This is a genomic window from Micromonospora sp. C81, assembly GCF_018070425.1.
In the GTDB taxonomy this organism is placed as follows: Bacteria; Actinomycetota; Actinomycetes; order Mycobacteriales; family Micromonosporaceae; genus Micromonospora; species Micromonospora zamorensis.
The window spans coordinates 82,088-102,781 of the sequence record NZ_JAGPXS010000010.1 but is presented as its reverse complement, the minus strand read 5'-3'; the positions used below and the strand labels follow the sequence as shown (position 1 = coordinate 102,781).

Annotated in this window: 20 protein-coding genes; 8 read left to right on the top strand and 12 right to left on the bottom strand. The window is 72.8% G+C overall.

Annotation, left to right across the window (positions count from 1 at the left end):
• Genes KBX46_RS18175 through KBX46_RS18130 form a run of 10 tightly spaced genes read right to left on the bottom strand, consistent with a single transcriptional unit; the run spans position 1 to position 9,486 of the window.
• A complete protein-coding gene (locus tag KBX46_RS18175) occupies positions 1–444 on the bottom strand; it encodes a MaoC/PaaZ C-terminal domain-containing protein (protein WP_210793369.1) in 444 nt (147 codons plus the stop codon).
• The gene (locus tag KBX46_RS18170; protein WP_210793368.1) at positions 441–941 is read right to left on the bottom strand and encodes a MaoC family dehydratase N-terminal domain-containing protein; all 501 of its coding nucleotides are present in this window, start codon (positions 939–941) and stop codon (positions 441–443) included. Before KBX46_RS18170 ends, KBX46_RS18175 begins: the two co-directional genes overlap by 4 nt.
• Positions 938–2,173, bottom strand: a complete 1,236-nt coding sequence (locus KBX46_RS33135; RefSeq protein ID WP_210793367.1) for a RidA family protein — start codon at positions 2,171–2,173, stop codon at positions 938–940. The genes KBX46_RS18170 and KBX46_RS33135 overlap by 4 nt, the downstream gene beginning before the upstream one ends.
• A complete protein-coding gene (locus tag KBX46_RS18160) occupies positions 2,170–3,564 on the bottom strand; it encodes an MmgE/PrpD family protein (protein WP_210793366.1) in 1,395 nt (464 codons plus the stop codon). Before KBX46_RS18160 ends, KBX46_RS33135 begins: the two co-directional genes overlap by 4 nt.
• Positions 3,561–4,820 carry a CaiB/BaiF CoA-transferase family protein gene (locus KBX46_RS18155; RefSeq protein WP_210793365.1) on the bottom strand — a complete coding sequence of 420 codons (1,260 nt, stop codon included), beginning with the start codon at positions 4,818–4,820 and terminating at the stop codon, positions 3,561–3,563. The genes KBX46_RS18160 and KBX46_RS18155 overlap by 4 nt, the downstream gene beginning before the upstream one ends.
• The gene (locus tag KBX46_RS18150; protein ID WP_088947020.1) at positions 4,817–5,851 is read right to left on the bottom strand and encodes an LLM class flavin-dependent oxidoreductase; all 1,035 of its coding nucleotides are present in this window, start codon (positions 5,849–5,851) and stop codon (positions 4,817–4,819) included. Before KBX46_RS18150 ends, KBX46_RS18155 begins: the two co-directional genes overlap by 4 nt.
• Positions 5,848–6,387 carry a MaoC family dehydratase gene (locus KBX46_RS18145; RefSeq protein ID WP_088947019.1) on the bottom strand — a complete coding sequence of 180 codons (540 nt, stop codon included), beginning with the start codon at positions 6,385–6,387 and terminating at the stop codon, positions 5,848–5,850. Before KBX46_RS18145 ends, KBX46_RS18150 begins: the two co-directional genes overlap by 4 nt.
• Positions 6,387–7,928: a class I adenylate-forming enzyme family protein gene (locus tag KBX46_RS18140; RefSeq protein ID WP_308159576.1), complete on the bottom strand. Its 1,542-nt coding sequence runs from the start codon at positions 7,926–7,928 to the stop codon at positions 6,387–6,389. Before KBX46_RS18140 ends, KBX46_RS18145 begins: the two co-directional genes overlap by 1 nt.
• Before the next feature lie 46 nt (positions 7,929–7,974).
• Positions 7,975–8,772 (bottom strand): SDR family oxidoreductase, encoded by a 798-nt coding sequence (locus KBX46_RS18135; protein ID WP_210793364.1) that lies wholly within the window; start codon positions 8,770–8,772, stop codon positions 7,975–7,977.
• A gap of 39 nt (positions 8,773–8,811) precedes the next feature.
• The gene (locus KBX46_RS18130; protein ID WP_210793363.1) at positions 8,812–9,486 is read right to left on the bottom strand and encodes an isochorismatase family protein; all 675 of its coding nucleotides are present in this window, start codon (positions 9,484–9,486) and stop codon (positions 8,812–8,814) included.
• A gap of 216 nt (positions 9,487–9,702) precedes the next feature.
• Here KBX46_RS18130 and KBX46_RS18125 point away from each other — a divergent pair, with 216 nt between their 5' ends.
• Positions 9,703–10,569 carry a DUF4437 domain-containing protein gene (locus KBX46_RS18125; RefSeq protein ID WP_157743911.1) on the top strand — a complete coding sequence of 289 codons (867 nt, stop codon included), beginning with the start codon at positions 9,703–9,705 and terminating at the stop codon, positions 10,567–10,569.
• Between the two features lie 98 nt (positions 10,570–10,667).
• On the opposite strand, the gene KBX46_RS18120 is transcribed toward KBX46_RS18125, so the two are convergent.
• Positions 10,668–11,510 carry a CoA ester lyase gene (locus KBX46_RS18120; protein WP_210793362.1) on the bottom strand — a complete coding sequence of 281 codons (843 nt, stop codon included), beginning with the start codon at positions 11,508–11,510 and terminating at the stop codon, positions 10,668–10,670.
• Between the two features lie 102 nt (positions 11,511–11,612).
• On the opposite strand from KBX46_RS18120, the gene KBX46_RS18115 reads away from it, so the two are divergent.
• On the top strand, positions 11,613–12,320 hold the full coding sequence (locus KBX46_RS18115) for a hypothetical protein (RefSeq protein WP_210793361.1): 708 nt from the start codon (positions 11,613–11,615) through the stop codon (positions 12,318–12,320).
• A 14-nt stretch (positions 12,321–12,334) separates the two neighbouring features.
• Here KBX46_RS18115 and KBX46_RS18110 read toward each other — a convergent pair whose 3' ends face one another.
• Positions 12,335–13,153 (bottom strand): IclR family transcriptional regulator, encoded by an 819-nt coding sequence (locus KBX46_RS18110; protein WP_210793360.1) that lies wholly within the window; start codon positions 13,151–13,153, stop codon positions 12,335–12,337.
• 205 nt (positions 13,154–13,358) lie between these two features.
• Between KBX46_RS18110 and KBX46_RS18105 the strand changes: the two genes are divergently transcribed.
• The 6 genes from KBX46_RS18105 to KBX46_RS18080 are packed head-to-tail and all read left to right on the top strand — an operon-like array spanning position 13,359 to position 20,676.
• On the top strand, positions 13,359–14,312 hold the full coding sequence (locus KBX46_RS18105; RefSeq protein WP_210793359.1) for a flavin reductase: 954 nt from the start codon (positions 13,359–13,361) through the stop codon (positions 14,310–14,312).
• A gap of 5 nt (positions 14,313–14,317) precedes the next feature.
• The gene (locus tag KBX46_RS18100; protein WP_210793358.1) at positions 14,318–15,595 is read left to right on the top strand and encodes an acyl-CoA dehydrogenase family protein; all 1,278 of its coding nucleotides are present in this window, start codon (positions 14,318–14,320) and stop codon (positions 15,593–15,595) included.
• Complete coding sequence (locus KBX46_RS18095) at positions 15,592–17,085, top strand: aldehyde dehydrogenase family protein (protein WP_308159574.1); 1,494 nt, start codon at positions 15,592–15,594, stop codon at positions 17,083–17,085. The genes KBX46_RS18100 and KBX46_RS18095 overlap by 4 nt, the downstream gene beginning before the upstream one ends.
• Positions 17,082–18,005: an oxaloacetate decarboxylase gene (locus KBX46_RS18090; RefSeq protein ID WP_210793357.1), complete on the top strand. Its 924-nt coding sequence runs from the start codon at positions 17,082–17,084 to the stop codon at positions 18,003–18,005. Before KBX46_RS18095 ends, KBX46_RS18090 begins: the two co-directional genes overlap by 4 nt.
• Entirely contained in the window at positions 18,005–19,210 is a 1,206-nt protein-coding gene (locus tag KBX46_RS18085; RefSeq protein ID WP_247667741.1) for an NAD(P)/FAD-dependent oxidoreductase, read from the top strand. The genes KBX46_RS18090 and KBX46_RS18085 overlap by 1 nt, the downstream gene beginning before the upstream one ends.
• Positions 19,207–20,676, top strand: coding sequence for an aldehyde dehydrogenase family protein (locus KBX46_RS18080; RefSeq protein ID WP_210793356.1), 1,470 nt, complete (start codon positions 19,207–19,209; stop codon positions 20,674–20,676). Before KBX46_RS18085 ends, KBX46_RS18080 begins: the two co-directional genes overlap by 4 nt.
• Positions 20,677–20,694: the final 18 nt, after the last annotated feature.

The following is a 20,694-nucleotide window of genomic DNA, read 5'->3' as shown; positions in this document are numbered from 1 at the left end:
TCACTGCGCGCCCGGCCCGTCGGCCGTGCCCAGCAGGACCGTCGCGTGGGCAGGGCGGGCGGCGGGCCGTTGCGGGCCGTACTCGCTGGCCAGGATCGTGGCGGAGAGTTCGACCCGGACGCGGTCGGCGCCGGCCTCGACCACTGTCGCCTCGCACCGCACGGTCTCGCCGGCGAACATCAGGTTCCGGAACGTGAACGACAGCTCGTGCACGAAGCAGCGCGGACCGAGCGCGTCCTGCAGCAGCTCGACGAAGAGCGCCCCGAACACCTGCCCGTCCACGACCGGGCCCGGGACCCGCGCGGCGGCCACGAACTCGCTGTCGTAGTGCAGGCGGTACCAGTCCCAGGTCGCGCCGGCGTAGGCGACCATGTCGGTGAGCGTGATGGTGCGCTCCAGCATGGGCAGCGCAGCCCCGACGTTCGGTGGCACCGGAGGTGTCATGCGGCACCGTCCAGGCTGACCAGGATGATCGTCTCCTCGTTGACGGCGAGCAGTTCGCCGTCCTGGTTGGTGTACGTCGCGCGCGAGAAGACCACGAGCATGTCCGCACCGGTGCGGGTCCGCTTCTCGGTCAGGTCGTGGATCTCCCAGCTCGCGGTGATGACGTCGTCGGGGCGTACGCGGCGGTGGAACGTGTAGCTGTTGCCGCCGCGGACCTGGCGGGTACCGGGGAGGTCGAGGTGCCAGGAGTGCCCGGCATAGCCGTCGCTGTCCATCGGGAGGTTCGCGTACTGGTTGGTCTCGCAGATGAGCGTCGGTGGGGCGGTCACGCCCGGCAGGCCCTGCGCGCGGGCGAACTCGGGGTCGGAGTAGAGCGGGTTGTCGTCGCCGACGGCCATGCCGAAGTACCGGCCGGCCGCGGCGCCGAGCGGTTCCGGCGCGGTGTAGACCTTCCTCGTGCCCAGCAGTGCACGCAGGTCGTCGGTCAGCAGGCTCATGCCGTCTCCTCCGCCACGCCGCGCGGCGCTGATACCGGGTACAGCGCCGTCGGGAACACCTCGAGCAGGAACTCGGGGCGCAGCAGGGCCTTGCAGATCGCTCCGGTCGACGCCGGCCAGGGCGGGCTGAGTAGCCGTTCCCGCACGCCGGCCACGCCCCGGTACGCCGACAGCGCGGACTCGACGCAGTATTCGGTCGTCTCCAGCAGGTGCTCCGGTCCGAGGCCGGCGTGGCGCAGCAGGTGCAGGATCGCGCCGTACGTCGCCTCGGCCTGCGCCACGATGTCGTCGGGGTGCAGGGCCTGCTGCGTCTGCATGTCCAGCGCCGCGAACCCGGACATGTACAGGGTCCGGCCGGCCCTGACCCCGGGTGCGTAGGTGAGCGTGTCGTAGCGGGACCAGCCGGGGTTGACCAGTTCCAGGGGGTGCCGGGACGCGGTGACGTCGATCGCGACGAGCGCGTCCGGGTGGTGCAGCCGGCTCATCAGGATGCCGCCCGCGCCCGGGTAGACGCCGGCGCCGCCGAGGCGTTCCCGCCGCACGCGGTGCGTCCGGCGGTACACGTCGCGGGTCTCCGGCGTCGAGTAGTCGTAGGTCGTGACGACCGCGTCGAGGGACAGCCCGACCGCCGTGAGCAGGTCGCCCGCCCGGTCCAGGCAGTAGGCGTACTGCGCGGCGAAGTCCCCCGGGTGGACCACGGCGCCGGTGGCGTCGACCGGGACCATCGTCGGTAGGTACACCGCACCGTCGTGGCCGGCCCGCACGGTGGAGGCCTGCCAGGTGCCGGCCGGCCGGGGCTCGCTGGCGGCCAGCACCTCGCCGCCGCCGCGGACCGCGTGCAGCTCGACCTCCAGCAGCGCGGTACGCCGCACGAGCCGCTCGACGACGACCGTCCGCAGCACGGGCTCGTGGTCGCCGAAGACCTCCCCCCGGACCGCCGCGGCCGCCCCGTACTCGGCGAGCCCGGCGACCGTCACGTTCTCGGTGATTCGGGTGACGTCCTGCGGCCCGAACCCGGCGGCCGCCAGGATCGTCAGCACCTTCTCGTACGCGGTGCGCGCCTGCGCCGCCATGTCCCCGGTGACCGTCATCCTGCCGACGGCCTCGTCGAACGCGGCGGAGGTGTGGCCGGAGGTCCAGGCCGCGTCGCCCTCGGCGAGGCCGAGGCAGAACGTGAAGCCGTCGTACGGGAACCAGCGGAAGGAGGGCGGTTTGATGGCGTGTGGTGTCACGGGCGGTCCCTGCCTGTACCGGCGGCGGCCAGCGCCGCCATGAGCGGTTCGATGGTGTCCAGCTCGTCGAGACGGGACAGCAGGTCGATGACGTCTGTGGTGTCGCCACCGGCGTTGCCGTGGAACTTCGCGACGAGCTGCTCGTCGGTCAGCGGGTTGTCCGGGCCACCCGCGCTGCGTGGCACGCTGCCGGGAACGGCCGAGCCGTCGACGAGCGTGATGCGGGCGGTGCCGGGCGCGTCGGCTGCGGGGCCGCCGGTGGGGGCAACGTGCCAACGCACCAGCCGGGCAACGCGTTCCACCTCGGGTCGGCCGAGCGAGTCCGGCTCGTACGTTGCGGTGGTCAGGTCACCGTCGACGACGGCGGCGGCGATGCTCCACGGCAGCGAGAACTTCGCCGCGTACGGCGATGCCGGTCGCGCCAGGTCCCGCCGGGTGTCGCAGACCGTGGGCACCGAGTCGGGGTGAACGTCGACGTCGATCGAGGCGACGTCGACGGAACGGACACCGCCGCGGCGCACCGCGTCGCGGACCGCGTCGATCGCGGCGTGGGAGAGTTGGCACGCCGGGTACGGCTTGATGCCGATCCGGGTGGTCTCCCAGCGTGTGCCGAGCTCGGCGGTGATGGACGCGAGGTCGACCGCGCCGGCGGCCAGTGCGTCGTAGACACCGTGCGGGCCGTCGAGGACGTTAGCGGGGCCGCCGGCCCCGGCCGCGGCCAGCCGGGCGGCGAGGATGCCGGCGTGCCCGGCGAATCCCGGGTGCAGCTGCTTCGTCGAGGCTCCACTGTGCAGGAACGCCAGGAGCCCGCCGGCCTGGCTGCCGGCGATGCCGAGCGCGTCGGTCGTCCGCGCGGCGTCGAGGCCGAGCAGCCGGGACGCGACGATCGCCGAGGAGAACACGCCAGCCACCATCGTGGCGTGCAGCCCGCGGGCGTGGAAGCCGTGCGACGCGGCGGCGGCGACCCGGCACACGGTTTCGTAGCCGACGACGGCGGCCTCGAGCACGGCCCGGCCGGGCGCGCCGACCTGCTCGCCGACGGCGAACGCGGCCGGCAGCACCACGGCTGTGGCGTGCACGAGGCCGCCGGCGTGGGTGTCGTCGAAGTCCAGTGCGTGCACGAGGGTGCCGTTGGCGAGCGCGGCGGCCGGCGCACCGACCCGGCCCCGCGACCCGATGATCGTCGCCTCCGGCGGCCCGCCGAGTCCCAGGGCGACGACGACGGCCGGTATCGGCGACCGCCCACCGGGCTCCCCCGTCATCGGGCTGGCGCGCAGCCCACCCAGCGCCGTTCCGACCCCGTCGAGCAGGTGCCGCAGCGCTGCGGCACGGACCGCGGCCGGCACTTCGACGCGGCCCGTGCCCCACTCGGCAAGCTCCTCGGCGATCATCGTGACGTGGCTGTGGTGTCGAGGCTGTCAGGGGTGTTCGCGCCGTGTGCCGGCTCGGCATCGCCGAACGCGCCGGCGGCCCGCAGCGCCACCACCTGCTGCGCGTCCAGGCCCAGGATCTCCTCGGTGACGAGTGCCAGGTCCTCGTTGCGCTGCGGTGCCCGGCGGTAGGTGGGCGTCTCGTCGCCGACCCGCACCGGGGACGCGAGCTGCCGTACCTCGCCGTAGCGGGGGTGGTCGGTGGTAACCACGAGGTTCCGGGCGGCGGTGTGCTCGTCCGCCAGGGCCGCGCCGACGTCGTTGATCGGGCCGCACGGGATCGACCCGGCGTAGAGCCGCGTGAGCCAGTCGTCGACGGTCTTCTGCCGGAAGATCGCCTCCAACCGGGGCACCAGGTCGCTGCTCTGCTCCCGCCGGCCGGCGAAGGTCGCGTACGGCGAGCCGGCCTCGGCCCACTCCGGGTGGCCGACGATCTGGCACAGCCGGGCCCAGAACTTCTCCTTCGCGCAGCCGACGACCATCCAACCGTCCTTGGCCTCGAACGCCTGGAACGGCACGAGCGACGGGTGGGCCGAGTGGTGTGTGCGGGCCGGCTGGAACCCGGCGTTCAGGTGCCACGTCGCGGGATAGGTCAGCATCGACACCGCGGTGTCGTAGAGGCTGACGTCGCAGTCCATCCCGACGCCGTCGCGGCGGGCGGCGTGCACCCCGGCCAGCAGCGAGATCGCGGCCACGAAGCCGCCCGAGTAGTCCACCAGTGACAGTCCGGACTTGGTGGGCGGTCCGTCCGGCTCACCGGTCAGCTCCATCCAGCCAGCGAGACCCTGCAACACGTAGTCGTAGCCGGGTTCCTGCTTGCGCGGTCCGGTCATCCCGAACCCGGTCAGCGACACGCACACGATGCGCGGGTTGAGGTGCTTGAGGTCGTCGTACCGGATGCGCAGCTTCTCCGGCACGTCCCCGCGCAGGTTGGAGTAGACGACGTCGGAGACCGCGACGAGTTGTTCGAAGACGCCACGCCCGGCGGCGGTAGCCAGATCGAGAGAGACGCTGCGCTTGTTGCGGTTGAACGTCTCGAAGAAGAGCGAGTCCTCGTCCTCGGCGTACGGCGGCACGTACCTGCCGACGTCTCCGCCGGCCCGCGGATCCTCGATCTTGATGACCTGGGCGCCGAGGTCGGCCAGGTGCACGCTGCCGAACGGCCCGGCACCGTACTGCTCGACCGCGATGATGCGCAGGTCCTCCAGCGGTCTCACGTGGTCGCTCCCGTCAGCTCACCGATCAGCGCGATGATCTCGTCCTGGGCCGCGCGGATCTCGACGGCCGGCAGCCCGTGGGTCGGCGGGCTCAGCTTCACGGTGTCGGCGATGCCGTCATAGGCCGCGATCCGGGCGGCGACGTCGTCGCGGGTGCCGGCCATGGTGAGCGCGTCGACCATCCGGTCGCTGACGCTGCCCGCGAGGTGGTCCGCGCCGGCACCGGCCCGGAACGCGTCGATGACGGCCTGCTGGTCCTCGGCGAGGCCGTGGAACGCGAAGAAGTCGGCGTAGGTGCGGACCGTGGCGTAGAAGCCGACCACACCGGCGGCGCGGCGGCGGGCGAGCGCCGGGTCGGCGGCCACCGAGCAGCACGCGGAGACGACGACGTCGACGTCGTGGCGCGTCTTGCCGTCCGCGCGGTCGATGCCGAGCGTGAGGTCGGGCAGGATGTGCTCCCGCAAGTATCCGGGTGAGCACAGCTCGTGGCTGATCCAGCCGTCGCCGATCTCGCCGGCCAGCCGGGTCATCAGCGGGCCCATCGCGGCCAGGTACACCGGGATCGGCCGCTCCGGAACGGCGTACGGCCGCTCGTAACCGCGGATGTGCATCGGCTCGAACTCGCCGTCGGCACGGATCTCGGCGCCGGTGGTGCAGGCGTCCCAGAACAGCCGGATGTTGTAGACCGTCTCGCGCAGGTGACCGACCGGCTTGCCGAACGGCACGTTGTGCCATTGCTCGTTGAGCCGGCGCACCCCGGAGCCGAGGCCGATCACGAACCGGCCACCGGACAGCTCGTCCAGGTCGAGCGCCTCCAGCGCGGTGATCATCGGGCTGCGGGTGAACGCCAGGACGATCGAGGTGCCGATCCGTGCGGTCGACGTCGCCCCGGCCAGGGCCGCGGCGGTGCCGGTCGCGCTCCGGTGCAGCTCCGAGGCCCACAGCACCTCGGCGCCCGCGCGTTCCGCCCGGCGCCCGGCGTCGGCCAGCTCCGCGAGCGTCTCCCCCCACGGCTGGTACGTGAGCCTCATGCCGTTTCCTTGCTGTCGCCGTCGAGGGAGAGTGGGGACTTCCCCACCGGGAAGAGGTTTTCCAGCTGTTCGGCGCCCCGGCGGTACACGTAGAACGTGCGCTTGAAGGAGCAGACCTCGTCGCCGTGCTGGTTCAGCGTGCGGGTGCGCACCGTGACGATGCCGGCATGCGGGCGGGACGCGGACTCGCGCTTCTCCAGCACAAGTGACTCGCTGTAGAGCGTGTCACCGGCGAACACCGGGTGGGTCATCCGGATCTCGTCCCAGCCGAGGTTCGCGAACGCGTTCTGGGTCAGGTCGGTGACGCTCTGCCCGACCGCGATGGCCACCGTGAGCGTCGACACCACGAGCGGCTTGCCGAACTCCGACCGTGCGGCGTACTCGGCGTTGAAGTGCATCTCGTTGGTGTTCATGGTCAGCAGCGTGAACCAGGTGTTGTCGGTCTCCGTGACGGTGCGTCCCAGCGGATGCTGGTAGACGTCTCCGATTTCGAAGTCCTCGAAGAACCGCCCGGTCCAGCCTTGCTTGAGCCCCATCAGTCAATCTCCTTCTGACAACGCGCGAGGTACCCGTCGCGGATCGTCCGCTTGAGGATCTTGCCGCTCGGGTTGCGCGGCAACGCGTCGACGACGTGCCACTCGCGGGGCACCTTGTAACGCGCCACGTGCTGCCGGACGTGGCCCTCCAGGGCTCCGACGTCGATCCGCGTCCCTGGGCGGCCCACCACGAACGCGGCGATGCGCTCGCCGTACACCTCGTCGGGCACGCCGATGACGGCGACCTCGTCGACCGGCTGGTGGCGGGCGATGACCTCCTCGATCTCGCGCGGGAAGATGTTGACCCCGCCCGCGATGATCATGTCGTTCTTCCGGTCGAAGATGGTGATGAAGCCCTCCTCGTCGCGCACGGCCACGTCGCCGACGGAGAAGAACCCGTCGGCGTCGTATCCGGCCCGGGTGGCCTCCTCGTCGTCGAGGTACCCGGCCAGCAGCAGCGGCGAGCGGGCGAACAGCTCGCCGGGCTCACCCGGCCCGACCTCGTTGCCGTCGTCGTCCTTGAGCCGGATCTCGTTCCAGAACCAGGGATGCCCGACGCTGCCGGCCCGTTCCAGGGCGAACTCGGGGCGCAGGTTGGTGACGATGGAGCACTCGGTCGAGCCGTAAAGCTCGTGCACGTCGACGCCGGGGAACGCGGCGATCACCCACTCCTTCAGCGCGACCGGCAACGCGGCGGCGTTGAAGTAGAGCGTCCGCAGCGCCGACAGGTCGTACCGGGCGGCCGGCTCCTCGCAGAACCGGCGGAGGTGCTGGGCGTGCGTGGGCACCAGGAACACCGTGGAGGCGCGACTGGAGACCATCAGGTCCAACAGCCGCTCCGGATCCCAGGTCGGCAGCACGCTGCACGAGCCGCCGAGCATCGGGGCGGTGTAGGCGAACGCGAACCCCGCGCCGTGGTACATCGGTGCGACGGCGATCGTGCTGCGGTTGGGGCCGAGCCCGTAGTCCAGCCCGACTCCGAACGCGGTGAGGACCCGTCCGCGGTGGGTCAGCAGGACGCCCTTGGGCCGCCCGGTCGTGCCGGACGTGTAGGTGATGCAGAACGGGTCGAGTTCATCGACGGGGATCTGCGGATCGACCGCGCGGCCCTGTCCCAGGAACGTCTCGTACCGCTGGCCGACCTCGCCGGCGAAGCTGAGCACGAGCGGCAGGTCGTCGAGCAGGCCGTCGACGTTGCCCGCCAGCTCATCGGCCAGGATGATCCCCCTCGCCCGGGAGTGGGCGAGGATGTAGGCGTTGTCCGAGCTGTTGTTCTTCGTGTTCAGCGGCACGGTCGGGATGCCGGCCTTGGCCATCGCCGCCGATATCTCGAAGTACTCGTAGCGGTTGTTGCTCAGCACCGCGATCCGCTCACCGGGGGCGATGCCGTGCGCGAGCGTCGCGGACGCGAGCTGGTTGGAGCGCTCGTCGAGCGCGCCGAACGTCACGGCGTGGTCGCCGTCGACGACCGCGACCCGGCCCGGCGTGGCCCGGCCGAACTCGCGGATCCCGGCGGCCATGTTGAGCTGCACACCCTTCACCCGGTGCCGTCCTTCCCTGAGTCATTGATGTGCATGACGGCCCCGGTCAGAGTCCGTAGCGGGCGAGGACGTCCCGCTTGCCGGGGATGAGGACCTTGCGGGTCATCCGGCCGGTGGTGAGCCATGCGATCGCGTCGCCGTTCCTGGTGCTGGTCAGCATTCGTTCGACCAGGTACGGCGCGACGTCGTCGACGTGGTCGCACAGGATGTTCAGCCACCTGCGCTGCTGCGCCACCTGCTCCGGCGCGGCGGCGGCTTCGCGCAGCCACCCCTCGGTGATGAGGATGCCGGGGCGGATCTGGCCGATCCGCACGCCGGTACCGGTGACCTCCTTGGCCAGTGCCCGGGTGAAGGAGTCCAGACCACGCTTGGTGGCCGCGTAGACCCCCATGCCGGGGCGGATCCGGCCGTCGCTGCCCCCGCCGAGCACGTTGAAGACCTGGCCGCCGCCGGCGGTGAGCATGCCGCGGACGGCGACCTGCGACCCGTACACGGTGCCGAGCATGTTCGTGGTGACCATCGTCCGGACGTCCTCCGGCGCGGTGTCGACGATCGGCCGGGTGGTGTTGGCGACACCGGCGTTGTTGATCCACAGGTCGACGCCACCCAGCGCGTCGACCGCGGCGCTCCACATCCGCTCGACCTGCTCGGCGTCGGTGACGTCCACGGCGAACCCGTGGACCGTCGCTGCCGTGAGGGCCCGTGGGCGCAGCCGTGCGACGGCGTCGTCCACGGCCGTCCGCGAGCGCCCGGAGACGACGACCGAGTGGCCCCGCGAGAGCAGCTCGCGGGCGAGCGCGAAGCCGATCCCCCTGGTGCTGCCGGTGATGACTGCCTTACGCATGACTGCTCCTGCCCACTCAAGTCGGGAGAACGGGTCCGGTCAGTGGCCGACCAACCGGGCGACCGCGTCGGCCAGCGGCACCACGTCGGCATACTTGGCGTCGAGGTCGAAGAGGTTGGCCTCGTGCGGGCCGGGATCGCGGTCGGCGCACGCCTCGCGCACCACCATCGGGCGGAACCCGTGTTGCAGGGCGTCCACCGCCGACGCGCGGACGCAGCCGCTGGTGGAGAAGCCGCCGAGCACCACCGTGTCGACGCCGGCCGCGGTGAGCCAGGCGGCCAGGGCGGTTCCGGCGAAGGCGCTGGCGTAGTGCTTGTACACGATGTGATCGCCCGGGGCGGGCGTGATCTGGGTCGGGAAGTCGCCGAGTGGGTTGCCGGCGGCGAACGTGGTCAGCGCCGGCACCTTCGCGGCGAACAGGGGTGCTTCGGCGCAGGACTCGTCGGCGTACCGCACCGCGGTGAAAGCCACCGGAACCCCGGCCGCGTGGGCCGCCGCCACCAGCGCGGCCATCGCGGCCAGCGCGGCCTCCGCGGAGGTCAGGAACAGCGGCGACGAGGGTACGGCGTACGCGGCGACGGGGTCGACCAGCACGAGCGCGGGCCGGGTGCCCCAGCCGAGCCGACGGGCGAACCCGGCACCGGCGTAGTCGGCATCGAGCCTGCCGCCGCGCGCGGTGCCGCCGGGGGTGGCGGACAGCTCGGCACCATTCATTCGACGCATCGTATGCGTTGGATACACCGTTTCGCTAGGGGGAACATTGCGGGGCTTGCCGTGTCCGTGGAAACAGTGTTTCCATTGCAGCCATGCTGGTCCCGGACGGCGCCGATCTCACCATCGCCGGCTGCCTGGCGCCCTGCACCTCCGGCTGGGGGCGCCGCCCGCAAACGCCGCCGGGAAGACCCTGAAACGCGAAGTGAGGAGCAGCGGGTGCGAGCGCACGTCGAACTGATTCACGAGAATGACTACATCTGGCACGTCGGGGAGCTGCCGCACGGCGAGGGCGGGGTCCACGAACGCCGGCTCTCCACAGACGAGGAGGACGGATCGTCCTCGCTGGCGTTGCGGTTCGACAGCGACTGGGGGCGCGGGCCCGGCGTGCCGCACGCCGACACCGAGTTCTTCGTGCGGTCCGGCTCGCTGATCTACGGCGGGCAGGAGATCGGCCCGGGCGGCTATCTTCAGGTGCCCCGGGGCGTGCCGATGGACTGGATCAAGATCCGCGAGGGCTCGTCGGTGCTGCACTGGCGCGAGTACGGCGACTGCGGTTTCGACGTCGGGAAAGCACAGTGGAGCCCGGCCTCAGCGCGGTGGGAGTCCGCCGTCGGCGAGGTGACGGTGGTGGATTCCAACGACATGGAGTGGACCGCCGCCCCGACGGTCGGGCCGATCACCCCGCTCTACATCAAGCTGCTGCACCGCGACCCGGTGACCAACTTCTACACCCGCCTGATCCGGGCCCACAAGGGCTGGAGCGACCACCGGCTGGCCCACCACCCCTGCTATGAGGAGTTCTACACGCTCGGCGGGAAGATGGCGTACAACTTCGGCGACATCGACGAGGGCACCTACTGCTTCCGGCCGGCGGGGGTGAAGCACGGCCACTTCGTCGCCGAGACCGACATCGACTGGATCATCCGGTCGGACGGCGAGCTGATCAACTGGTACACCACCGACGAGTGGGTCAAGTGGGGCGGCACGGCGACCAACTACCACGAGCACGACGAGGCGCCGGTCATCTCCACCCTGCCGGTGCGGTCCCGTTCGCGCGGCCCCTGGTCCGGCGACGGGATGTGATGGCGACGGGGTGTGCCGCGGCCACGACCAGCGCCGCGTCACACCCCGGTCACCCGCAGCCGCCCGTGCCGGCGAGTGCCCGGGTCCCGGGTGGGCGTCTACACGGCCAGGGCGAGCAGGCGCCGGGCGGAGCGGACCACCGCCTCGTCCACCAGCCGGCCCTGTGCGTCGAGGCAGACTCCCACGCCGTCGCGGACCGCCGCGTCGAAGCGGGCCACCAGGTCCGCCGCCGTCGCCACCTCGTCGGGTGCGGGGGTGAACACCTCGTTCACCACCGCGACCTGCGCAGGGTGGATACAGGCCCGGCCGACGAAGCCGAGCCGCCGCAGCGCCATCGTCGACTCGCGCAGCGCGACCAGGTCCCGGAAGTCGGTGCTGACCGGCCCCACCGGAGGCTCGATGCCGACCGCCGCGCTGGCCAGCACCACCTGCGAGCGGACGAAGAGCAGTTCCCGCTCGTCCGGCCCGAGCGTGACACCGAGGTCGGCGCGCAGGTCCGCCTCACCGAGTTGCAGCCGCCGTACCCGGGGTGCGCGGGCGATGTCGAGGGCCGCGACCACGGCCGCCGCCGACTCCAGCAGCGGCACCACGGGGGTCGTGCCCACCGGCGACCCGGCCGCCGACTCGGCCGCGCCGAGCACCTCGTCCAGGGCGACCAGTTCGGCGGCGGACTCGGCCTTCGCCACACAGAGCCCGGCGAGCCCCGGCCCCACGACGGTCGCCGCGTCGACGTGGCCCAACCGGCCCGGGTTGATCCGCACCCACCAGGCGACCCCGGGTGGTGCGGAGCGCAGGAAGGCGGCGACCGCCGAGCGGGCGGCGTCCTTGCCGGCCTGCGGCACCGCGTCCTCCAGGTCGACGATCACCGCGTCCGCGCCGCGCCCCGCCGCCTTGGCCAGCTTGTCGGGCGCGTCCCCGGGCACGTACAGGTACGACCTCAACGGCTTCGCGCCCTTCCGTTCGACAATGCTCCGGCGATGCGGCCATTGTTTCGGCTACGGATACAGTGTTTCCATCAGTGGTCGAGACGTCAAGGAGGCCCCATGGGACCGCACCCGCACGGCTGGTGGATTCTGCTGCACATCGTGCTCTTCGTCTTCTGGCTGGGCGGGGATCTCGGGGTCTTCTGGTCGAGCCGGTTCGTCCTCAAGCCCGACCTCACGCCGGCCGCCCGGGCCACCGCGCTGAAGATCATGGGCGGGCTCGACCTGGGGCCCAAGATCTGCCTGGTGCTCTTCCTGCCCAGCGGCGTCACGCTGATGGCGCTGGACCCGCACGGCGCGCGGGTCTTCGGGATCAACCCGTTCGGCTGGCCGATCGTCGCACTGGTCTGGGTGTTCGCGGCGGCGTGGCTGGCCGCCACGATCTCCGACCACCACCGCCCGGGCCACCGTCGGTGGGTACGCCGGGCGGACTGGACGGTCCGGATCGTGCTGATCGCCGGCCTGGCCGGGACCGCGCTCTACACGCTCTTCGCCGCCGCACCGTTCGGCGTGGACACCAACCCGAGGTGGCTGGGCGGCAAGATCCTGCTCTACAGCATCGCGATCGCCTGCGGACTGGGCATCCGGCTCACCCTGCGCCCGTTCGGGCCGGCCTTCGGCGCGCTGATGACGACCGGCTCCACGCCGGAGGTGGAGCGCGCGATGCGGCGGGCGATCGACGGCTGCCTACCCTACGTGTGGGGCATCTGGGGCAGCGTGCTGGCGGCCGCGGCGCTCGGCGTGCTGAAGCCGCTCGCGGCGCTGTGACCCGGGCAGGTCGGTCAGGCGCCGCTGTAGCCGAGCTGGGCGGAGATCCGGCCGGTCGCCTTCAGCAGCGACTTCGCCAGCTCGGGCGAGTCCGGCTTGAACCGCCCCACCGGCCCGGCCACGCTGACGACCGCCACCACGTGCCCGTCGTGGTCGTAGACCGGTGCGGCGATCGACGTCGCGCCGGGCTGGCGTTCGCCGCGCGAGGTGGCGTAGCCGCGCTTACGGATGGCGGCCAACTCCTTGCGCAGCTTCGCCGGGTCGGTGATGGTGCGGTCGGTGATCTCGTCGAGCCGGTGCCGTTCCAGGTAGACGTCGAGCTCGTCGTCGTCGACGAAGGCCAGGAACGCCTTGGACGAGCTGCCGGCATGCAGCGGGTACGGGATGCCGATGTTGACGTCCAGCCGCAGCTCCTGCTCGGGCACCACCTGGTCGACGTACAGCCGGGTGTCGCCCCGGCGCAGCGACAGCGTGGCGGTCTCGCCCGTCTCGGCCGCCAGCCCGCGCAGCTCCGGGCCGGCCATCGCGCGCAGGTCGGTGCGGGCCAGGTAGGCCCGGCCGAGCGTGACGGCTGCGTGGCCCAGCGCGTAGCGACGGGTGCTCGGGTCGACGGTGATCAGCTCCCGGCTGCGCAGCGCCGTGAGGATACGGTGCACGGCGGCCTTGGTCAGGTCCAGCGCGGTCGCGATCTCGGTGACGCCCAGGTCCGGGCGCCCACTGCGCCCGAAGTAGAGCAGCACGTCCATCGCCCGCTCGACCGCCGCGATCGAGCGGGACTGGCCCTCGCCGTCCTCCGCGGCCGGTGCCTTCGCCTCCGATGTCCGACTGGGCATGGTTGGGCCTCCACAGCGCTGTTCGTGCGTCCGTCTCCAGAGCAGTGTAGGGCGCTCGATTTCACCTAGCGAAACACCGTGTCCTGAGCGGGTCACCGATTTTCGGCGGCGAGGCGCCCGGACCGATCGGCGGTTGACACGGGCCACCACCCCTCGTTACGTTTCTGGTAACGACGTTTCCTCATGCGAAACGGAGAACCTGCCAGTGTCGGTCGACAGCATCACGTTCCGCTCGGCCCTTGCCCAGTGGCCCAGTGGCGTCGGTGTCGTGACCACGGTCATCGACGGCCAGCGGCACGGCATGACCGCGAGCTCGTTCTCGTCGGTCAGCCTCAACCCGCCGCTGGTCTCCGTCTGCCTGGGCGTCCACCTTCCCAGCCACGCCCTGGTGGAGCGGGCCGGCGTCTTCGCGATCAGCTTTCTCGGCAAGGGCCAGGCCGGCATCGGCCAGCGCTTCGCCGGCATGCGTCCCGAGGTCACCGACCGCTTCGCCGGGCTGGACTGGGCGCACGCCGAGACCGGCTGCCCGCTCCTGGCCAGCGCGACCGCCTGGCTGGACTGCCGGGTCGTGCACGCCTATCCCGGCGGTGACCACACGATCTTCGTCGGCGAGGTGCTCGCGGCCAGCACCCCCCGGGTCGGTGCCCCGCTGCTGTTCCACTCCAGCGCGTGGAGTCAGCTCGCCGACCCGCTGCCGGAGAAGATCGACATCGCGATCGGGGGCCGACTCTCCCGCCTGCGCGCGAACACCCTGGTGACGGCCGGCTTCACGGTGCGGGCAACCCCCGGCCCGATGATCGCCGACGCCTTCCGGCCCGGCGGCGAGGATGCCACCCTCGCCGAGCTGGACCAGTTGCTGCGTGCCGGGCACACCGCCGTCACCCTGGTCGAGGAGGCCGACGCCAGCCCGGTGCAGGTGCGGGCCGTGCTCGCCGACGCCACGGTACGCGCCCGCCGCGCCTCACTCCGGGTGCGGCTGCGGCCCCAGCGCGGGCTCGGCCTGGTCAACGCCATGGTCGCGATGAAGAGCGGCGTCACCGGCTTCGACACCACCCTCAGCGGTCGAGCGAGCGCCCTGCGCACCCGCGACCTGGTCTTTCTCGCCCGGCAACTCGGGGTGTCCTGTCCCCGGCTCCCCGCCAACAAACCAGAGGAGTGACTTACATGTCCACCGGCGGACGGCTCATCGACGACCTCACCCCGGCCGAGCAGGATCGCGCGGCCCGAGTCGAGAAGGTGCTGCCCGCGCTGCGGGCCGCCGCCGCGCAGGCCGACGCCGACGGGGTGTTCCCCGCCGCGCACGTCGCGCTGCTGCGCGATGCCGGGCTGCTCGGCCTGGTGGTTCCGCAGGAGTACGGCGGTCTCGGCGGTGGCCTGCGTGACCTCGCCGCCGCCACCTTCGCCATGGGCAGCGCGTGCCCGTCGACGGCCTTGGCCTTCTTCTTCCACAACACCAGCGCCTCCCGTGGTCTGCTGCCGCTGGAGGCCATCGAGCGCGGCCTCTTCGACGACGCCGACGTCCCCGCCGTGCAGGCCTTCGCTGAGAAGGTGCTGACCCGGATGGCTGGTGGGGTATGGCTGGCCAACTTCGCCAGCGAGGCGGTGAAGAGTTCGTCGGCCAACATCGCCATCTCCACCACCGCCACGCCGGCGAGCCGCGACGGCGTCGACGGCTGGTCGCTCACCGGCGAGAAGTCGTTCGGCTGCGCCACCGGCGTCGCCGACACCTACCTGGTCACCGCCCGACTCGCCGGGCACGAGACGGCGGACGGGCTGGCCCTGTTCCTGGTCCCCCGCGATGCCGCCGGGGTCGCCTCACGGCCGGCCTGGGACGGCATCGGCATGCGCGGCTCGGCCAACCACGGCATCCGGCTCGACGACGTCTTCATTCCGGCCGACGAGGCGCTCACCGTGCCCGGCGCGTTCGTGAAGATGTTGCAGTGCAGTCGGGGCAGCTTCGTCGGCAACCAGCTGGCCATCACGGCGGTCTACGTCGGTGCGGCGCAGAGTGTCTACGACGACACGCTGACCAGCCTCACCCAGAAGACCTTCGCCGACACCGGTCGGCCGATTGCGGAGAGCCCCATGCACCAGGTGATCATCGGCGACATGACGGAACGGTTGGAGACCGCGTACCTCTGGCTGCGCCGCCAGTTGCTGCTGGAGACCAGTGAGCCGCCGCTACGCCCGCACGCCGAGGTCTACCGGCAGTGGCGGTTGGCCAAGGGCTCGATCTGCGAGGCGTGCTTCGACGTGGCGGTCGGCGCGCTCAAGGCGTCCGGCACGTCCGGCGCCACCATGAACGGGTCCGTCGGCCGGGCGCTGCGCGATCTGGCGATGGGACTGGTGATGACGTTCCCGCCGGAGCGCGGCCGGTTGGAGGCGGCCAGTTCGGTGACCAGCGACCGGTCCAACGACCTGTTCGCGGCGGTGGCCGGGTGACCCAGCCGGACCTGCCCGATCTCGCCGACCTGGTCGACGGGGTCTGGACGCCCAGCGACGCACCGCTCGGGTTCGACCTGGAGGATCCGGCGACCGGTGCGGTGCGGCGACCCGCTGCCGGCACGCCGTCGCACCGGATCGAGGCCGCCGTCGCCGCCGCGTCGGCGGCGCACGAGGCCGGGAGCTGGGCCGCGCTTCCGGCCCCTGATCGCGCCGACGTACTGGACGCCGTCGCCGAGGCGGTCGAGGGCGTCGCGGCCGAGATCTGCGCGCTGGAGTCGGCGACCACCGGCGTGCCGATCCGGCAGACCACACCGCTGGGCGTGATCCTCGGCGGCTCGTTCCGGCTGGCCGCCGCCCAGCTACGGCAGGGCCCGCAGAGCCAGGAGTTCCAGCGCGAGGACGGCCGGATCGCGTACGCCGAACGACTGCCCTGGGGTCCGGCCGCCTGTGTGGTGCCGTGGAACGCGCCCGCGCCGATGGCCGCGCACAAGGTCGCGAACGCGCTCGCCGCGGGCTGCCCCACGATCCTCAAGCCCAGCGAGTACGCCCCGCACGGCAGCCAACGGCTCGCCGCCGTCGTCGGGGCCACGCTCGCCGCCTCTGGCGTGCCGGCCGGGGTGTTCCAGCTCGTGCACGGCGGGGCCGAGGCCGGTGCGGCAGTGGTCGGCGATCCCCGGATCCGGGCGGTCTCCTTCACCGGCGGGCTCGCCGCCGGGCGGGCGGTCGCGGCAGCCTGCGCCTACGACATCAAGCCCGTGCAGCTCGAGCTCGGCGGCAACAACCCGCTGGTCGTGCTCCCCGACGCCGACGCCGCCGATGTCGCCCGGGCCGCGGTCGACCTGCTCAGCACCCTCAACGGGCAGTGGTGCCGGGCGCTGGGTCGGCTGATCGTGCCCGCCGACCGGCACGACGAGATCGTCGCCGCGATCGCCGACCGGCTCGCCGGCCTGGTCGCCGGCGCGCCGTTGGACCCCGCGACCGACCTCGGTCCGCTGGTGCACTCCCGGCACCTGGCCCGGGTGGTGGCCGCCCGCGACGACCTGCTGGCCCACGGCGGGACCGCTGTCACCGGCACCACGCTGCCGGCGGCCGGGCCGCTGGCCGGCGGGAACTTCCTCGCCCCGACGCTGGTCACCGGCATCGCCGCCGCGCTCACCGGCGACGAGATCTTCGGGCCCGTGGCAGCGGTGCACCCGTACGCCACCGTCGACGAGGCGGTGGCGCTGGCCAACGGCACGTCGTACGGGCTGGAGGCGTACGTGCTCGGCGCGGACGAGGAGGCCGCGCTGGCCGTGGCCCGCCGGATCCGGGCCGGTGAGGTCAAGGTCAACGGCTCCTCGGTGCTCAGCCTGCACCTGTTCAGCCCGCGCCCGGCGTTCGGGCTGTCCGGCTACGGCGAGGAGGGCACCGCCGAGACCCTGCGGTTCTTCACCAACCCGCGGGTCGTCGGCGTCGAAGGCGGCTTCGCGCTGCACGGCCGGTCATGACCCCGGGCGAGACCGCCCCGGCGCAGGCTTCGCCCCCGATCACGGCCGGCGGCGCGGCGACCGCACGCCCGGCCGACGTGCTGCGGGCGCTGCTGGGCGGCCCGTCGCCGGTGCACGCCCCCGGCGTACACGACCCGCTCACCGCCGCGCTGGCCGCCGGGGCCGGGCACCGCGTCGTGCACCTGTCCGGTGCGGTCTGCGCCGCGGTCGAGCTGGGCCTTCCCGACCTGGGATACCTGCACGGCACACACGTCGCGGAGCGGGCCGCCCGGGTCGTCCCGGCGCTGGCCGGCGTGCCGCTGATCGCCGACGCGGACACCGGCTACGGCAATCCGCTGCACGCGGTCTGGACCGCCCAGCGGTACGCGGCGGCCGGCGTCGCCGGGCTGCACCTGGAGGACCAGGTCAGCCCGAAGCGCTGCGGCCACCTGGACGGCAAGGAGCTGTTGGACATCGCGGGTGCGACGGCGAAGATCCGGGCGATCGCCGAGGCGGGCACCGGCCTGGTGCTGATCGCCCGCACCGACGCCTACTCGGTGGCCGGCCTCGACGAGGCGATCGAGCGGGCCGGCCGGTTCGCCGACGCCGGCGCCGACGCGGTCTTCCTGGAGGGTGTGGACACCGCCGAGGAGTTGGCGGCGGTGCGTACCGCGCTGCCCGGCGTACCCCTGGTGGTGAATCGCTCGGAGGCGGCTGGTGTGCGCGCCTTCCCGCCCGACGACGTGCTCGGCGCGCTCGGGGTCCGGGTCGTGCTGCACCCGGTCGCGCCGATGCTGGCCGCGCTGTGCGCGGCTGCCGCCGCCTATGCCGCGATCGGCCGGCACGGTCACGCCGACGCGGTGCCCCGGCTCGCCTGGTCGTCGTTCACCGCGCTGGTCGGCCAGGACGATGCGCTGACTCTCGATCGGAGGTACGCCTGATGCACGTGCTGATCGCCGGAGCGGGGCCGGTCGGGCTGACCGCGGCGCTCGCGCTGGCCCGCCGGGGCTGCGAGGTGACAGTGCTGGAGGCTGGTGACGACCTCGCCGCCGAGTCCCGTGCCTCCACGTTCCACCCGCCGACGCTGGAGATGCTCGAGGCGTTGGGGGTCGGCGCGGACCTGTTGGCGCGCGGGCTGGTGGCGCCGACGTTCGCCTACCGGGATCGCCGGGAGGGACTGATCGCGGAGCTGGACCTCTCGGTGCTCGCCGAGGACACCCCGTACCCGTACCGGGTGCAGTGCGAGCAGTCCAAGCTGTGCGTGATCCTGCTGGCGCACCTGGCCGGGCAGCCGACGGCCCGGGTCCGCTTCGGTTGGCCGGTCGACTCGGTACGACAGGCCGCGGATCAGGCCGACGGCGCTGTGGTGGCGGTCGCCGAGGACGGCCGGGAGGTGGCCGGCGACTGGCTGATCGCGGCCGACGGCGCCAGTTCGGCGGTGCGGCGGGCGCTGGAGTTGCCGTTCGACGGGATCACCTACCCCGAACGGTTCCTGGTGGCCTCCACCGACGAGGACCTGCCGGCGCTGCTCGGCCCGCTGGCGTACGTCAACTACGTCTTCGACCCGGTCGAGTGGTCGGTGCTGCTGCGCACGCCGGACCACTGGCGGGTGCTGCTGCCCACCCCCGAGGACACCCCTGACGCGCACGAGCTGGACCGGCTCGACGGGCGGCTGCGGGCCATCGCCGATCCGGGCCGGCCGTGGCGGGTGGCGCACGCCAGTTTGTACCGGGTGCACCAGCGGGTCGCCGCGACGTTCCGGCAGGGGCGGGTGCTGCTGGCCGGCGACGCCGCGCACGTCAACAACCCGCTCGGTGGGCTGGGCATGAACTCGGGCATCCACGACGCGGTCGCCTACGCGCAGGTGCTGGCCTCGGGCCGCCCGGCACCGGACGGCGGGGAGCTGGACCGGGCGGTGACGGCGGTGGCCGACGAGCGGCGCCGGATCGCCCTGACCTACGTGCAGGAGGTCTCCGACCAGAACTACCACCGGATGCGGGCCACCGATCCGCAGGTGCGGTCCGCGCAGCTGGCCGGCCTGCGCGCGCTGGCCGAGGATCCGGCGGCGGCCCGGGCGTACCTGCTGCGCAGCTCCATGATTGCCTCGCTGCGCCCCGACGCCGGGCAGCCGGCGGCCCGGGCATGACGGCACCCGGCGACGGCCCGCGCGGCGCGGTGATCGAGCGGGAGAACCCGTCCAGGACCAGCGAGCTGGTCGGCACTGTCGGTGTCAGCGGGCCCGAGCGGGTGGACGCCCTGGTCCGCCGGGCCGACGCCGCGCAGCGCAGTTGGGCGGCCACCGGCATCGCGCGGCGGCTCGCTGCGCTGGCCGCTGGCGCCGACGCGATCGCCGGGCGGCTCGAACCGTTGGCCGAGCTGCTGGCCCGGGAGTCGGGCAAGGTGCTCGCCGACTGCCGCGGCGAGGTCGGGTTCGCCGGCACGTACCTGCGCTGGGTCGTCGAGCACGCCCCGGCGGCGTACGCGGATCGGGAGATCGACGACGCGGCCGGTCGGCTGCTGCGGCTGCCCCGGCCGTACGGTGTGGTCGCCGCGATCACGCCGTGGAACGCGCCGATCATCCTCACCTTGCTCAAGGTGGCCCCGGCCCTCGCCGCCGGCAACGCTGTGGTGGTCAAGCCCTCGCCGCTGGCCCCGCTGGCGGTCTCGGAGGTGCTGCGCCTGCTCGCCGGGGCGCTGCCCGACGGGATGCTGGCGGTCGTCCACGGCGACGCCGCCGCCGGTGCGGCGTTGGTCGGGCATCCGCTGGTGCGCAAGGTGGCGTTCACCGGCGGCGGCGTGGCGGCCCGGCAGGTGGCGGCGACCGCGGCCACCCAGACCACACCGGTCGTGCTGGAGCTGGGCGGCAACGACGCGGCGATCTTCCTGCCGGACGCCGACCTGGGCACCGAGCCGATGCGCCGGCTGGTCCTGGCGAGTTTCGCCACCAGCGGCCAGGTGTGCATGGCCGCCAAGCGCCTGTATGTGCACCGCGGCCGCCGCGACGAGTTCGTGGCGGCGTACCGGGCCGCCGCGGCGGAGGTGCTGCGCGTCGGTGACGCGCTCACGCCGGGGGTGAGCATGGGCCCGGTCATCTCGGCCGGTGCCGTCGCCCGGGTCGAGCGGATCGTCGCGACGGCCGTCGCCCGGGGTGCCACGGCGCTACCGCTGGGCACTGTCGACGGTGGCACCGACCTGGCCGGCGGGTACTTCGTGGCCCCGACGCTCGTGCTGGACGCACCGGACGACGCCGAGGTGATCACCGGGGAGCAGTTCGGGCCGACGGTGCCGCTCCTGCTCTACGACGACGAGGAGGAACTGCTGGCCCGGGTCAACGCCGACGAGCTGGGCCTTGGCGGCTCGGTCTGGTCGGCCGACGAGGAGCGGGCGTTCGCGCTGGCCCGTCGGGTCGAGGCGGGCTTCGTCTTCGTCAACACGCACAACCGCACCGGGCTGTCGCTGCGGGCGCCGTTCGGTGGGGTGAAGCGCTCCGGCTACGGCCGTGAGTATGCCGAGGAAGGGCTGGCCGAGTACGCGCAGACCTGCGTCGTGCACGCGCCCGGCCCGTTCCGGCCGGGTGGCGCCGGGCTGCCCGCCAACGCGTACCCGGGCTGAGGCCGGGCCGCGTCGGTC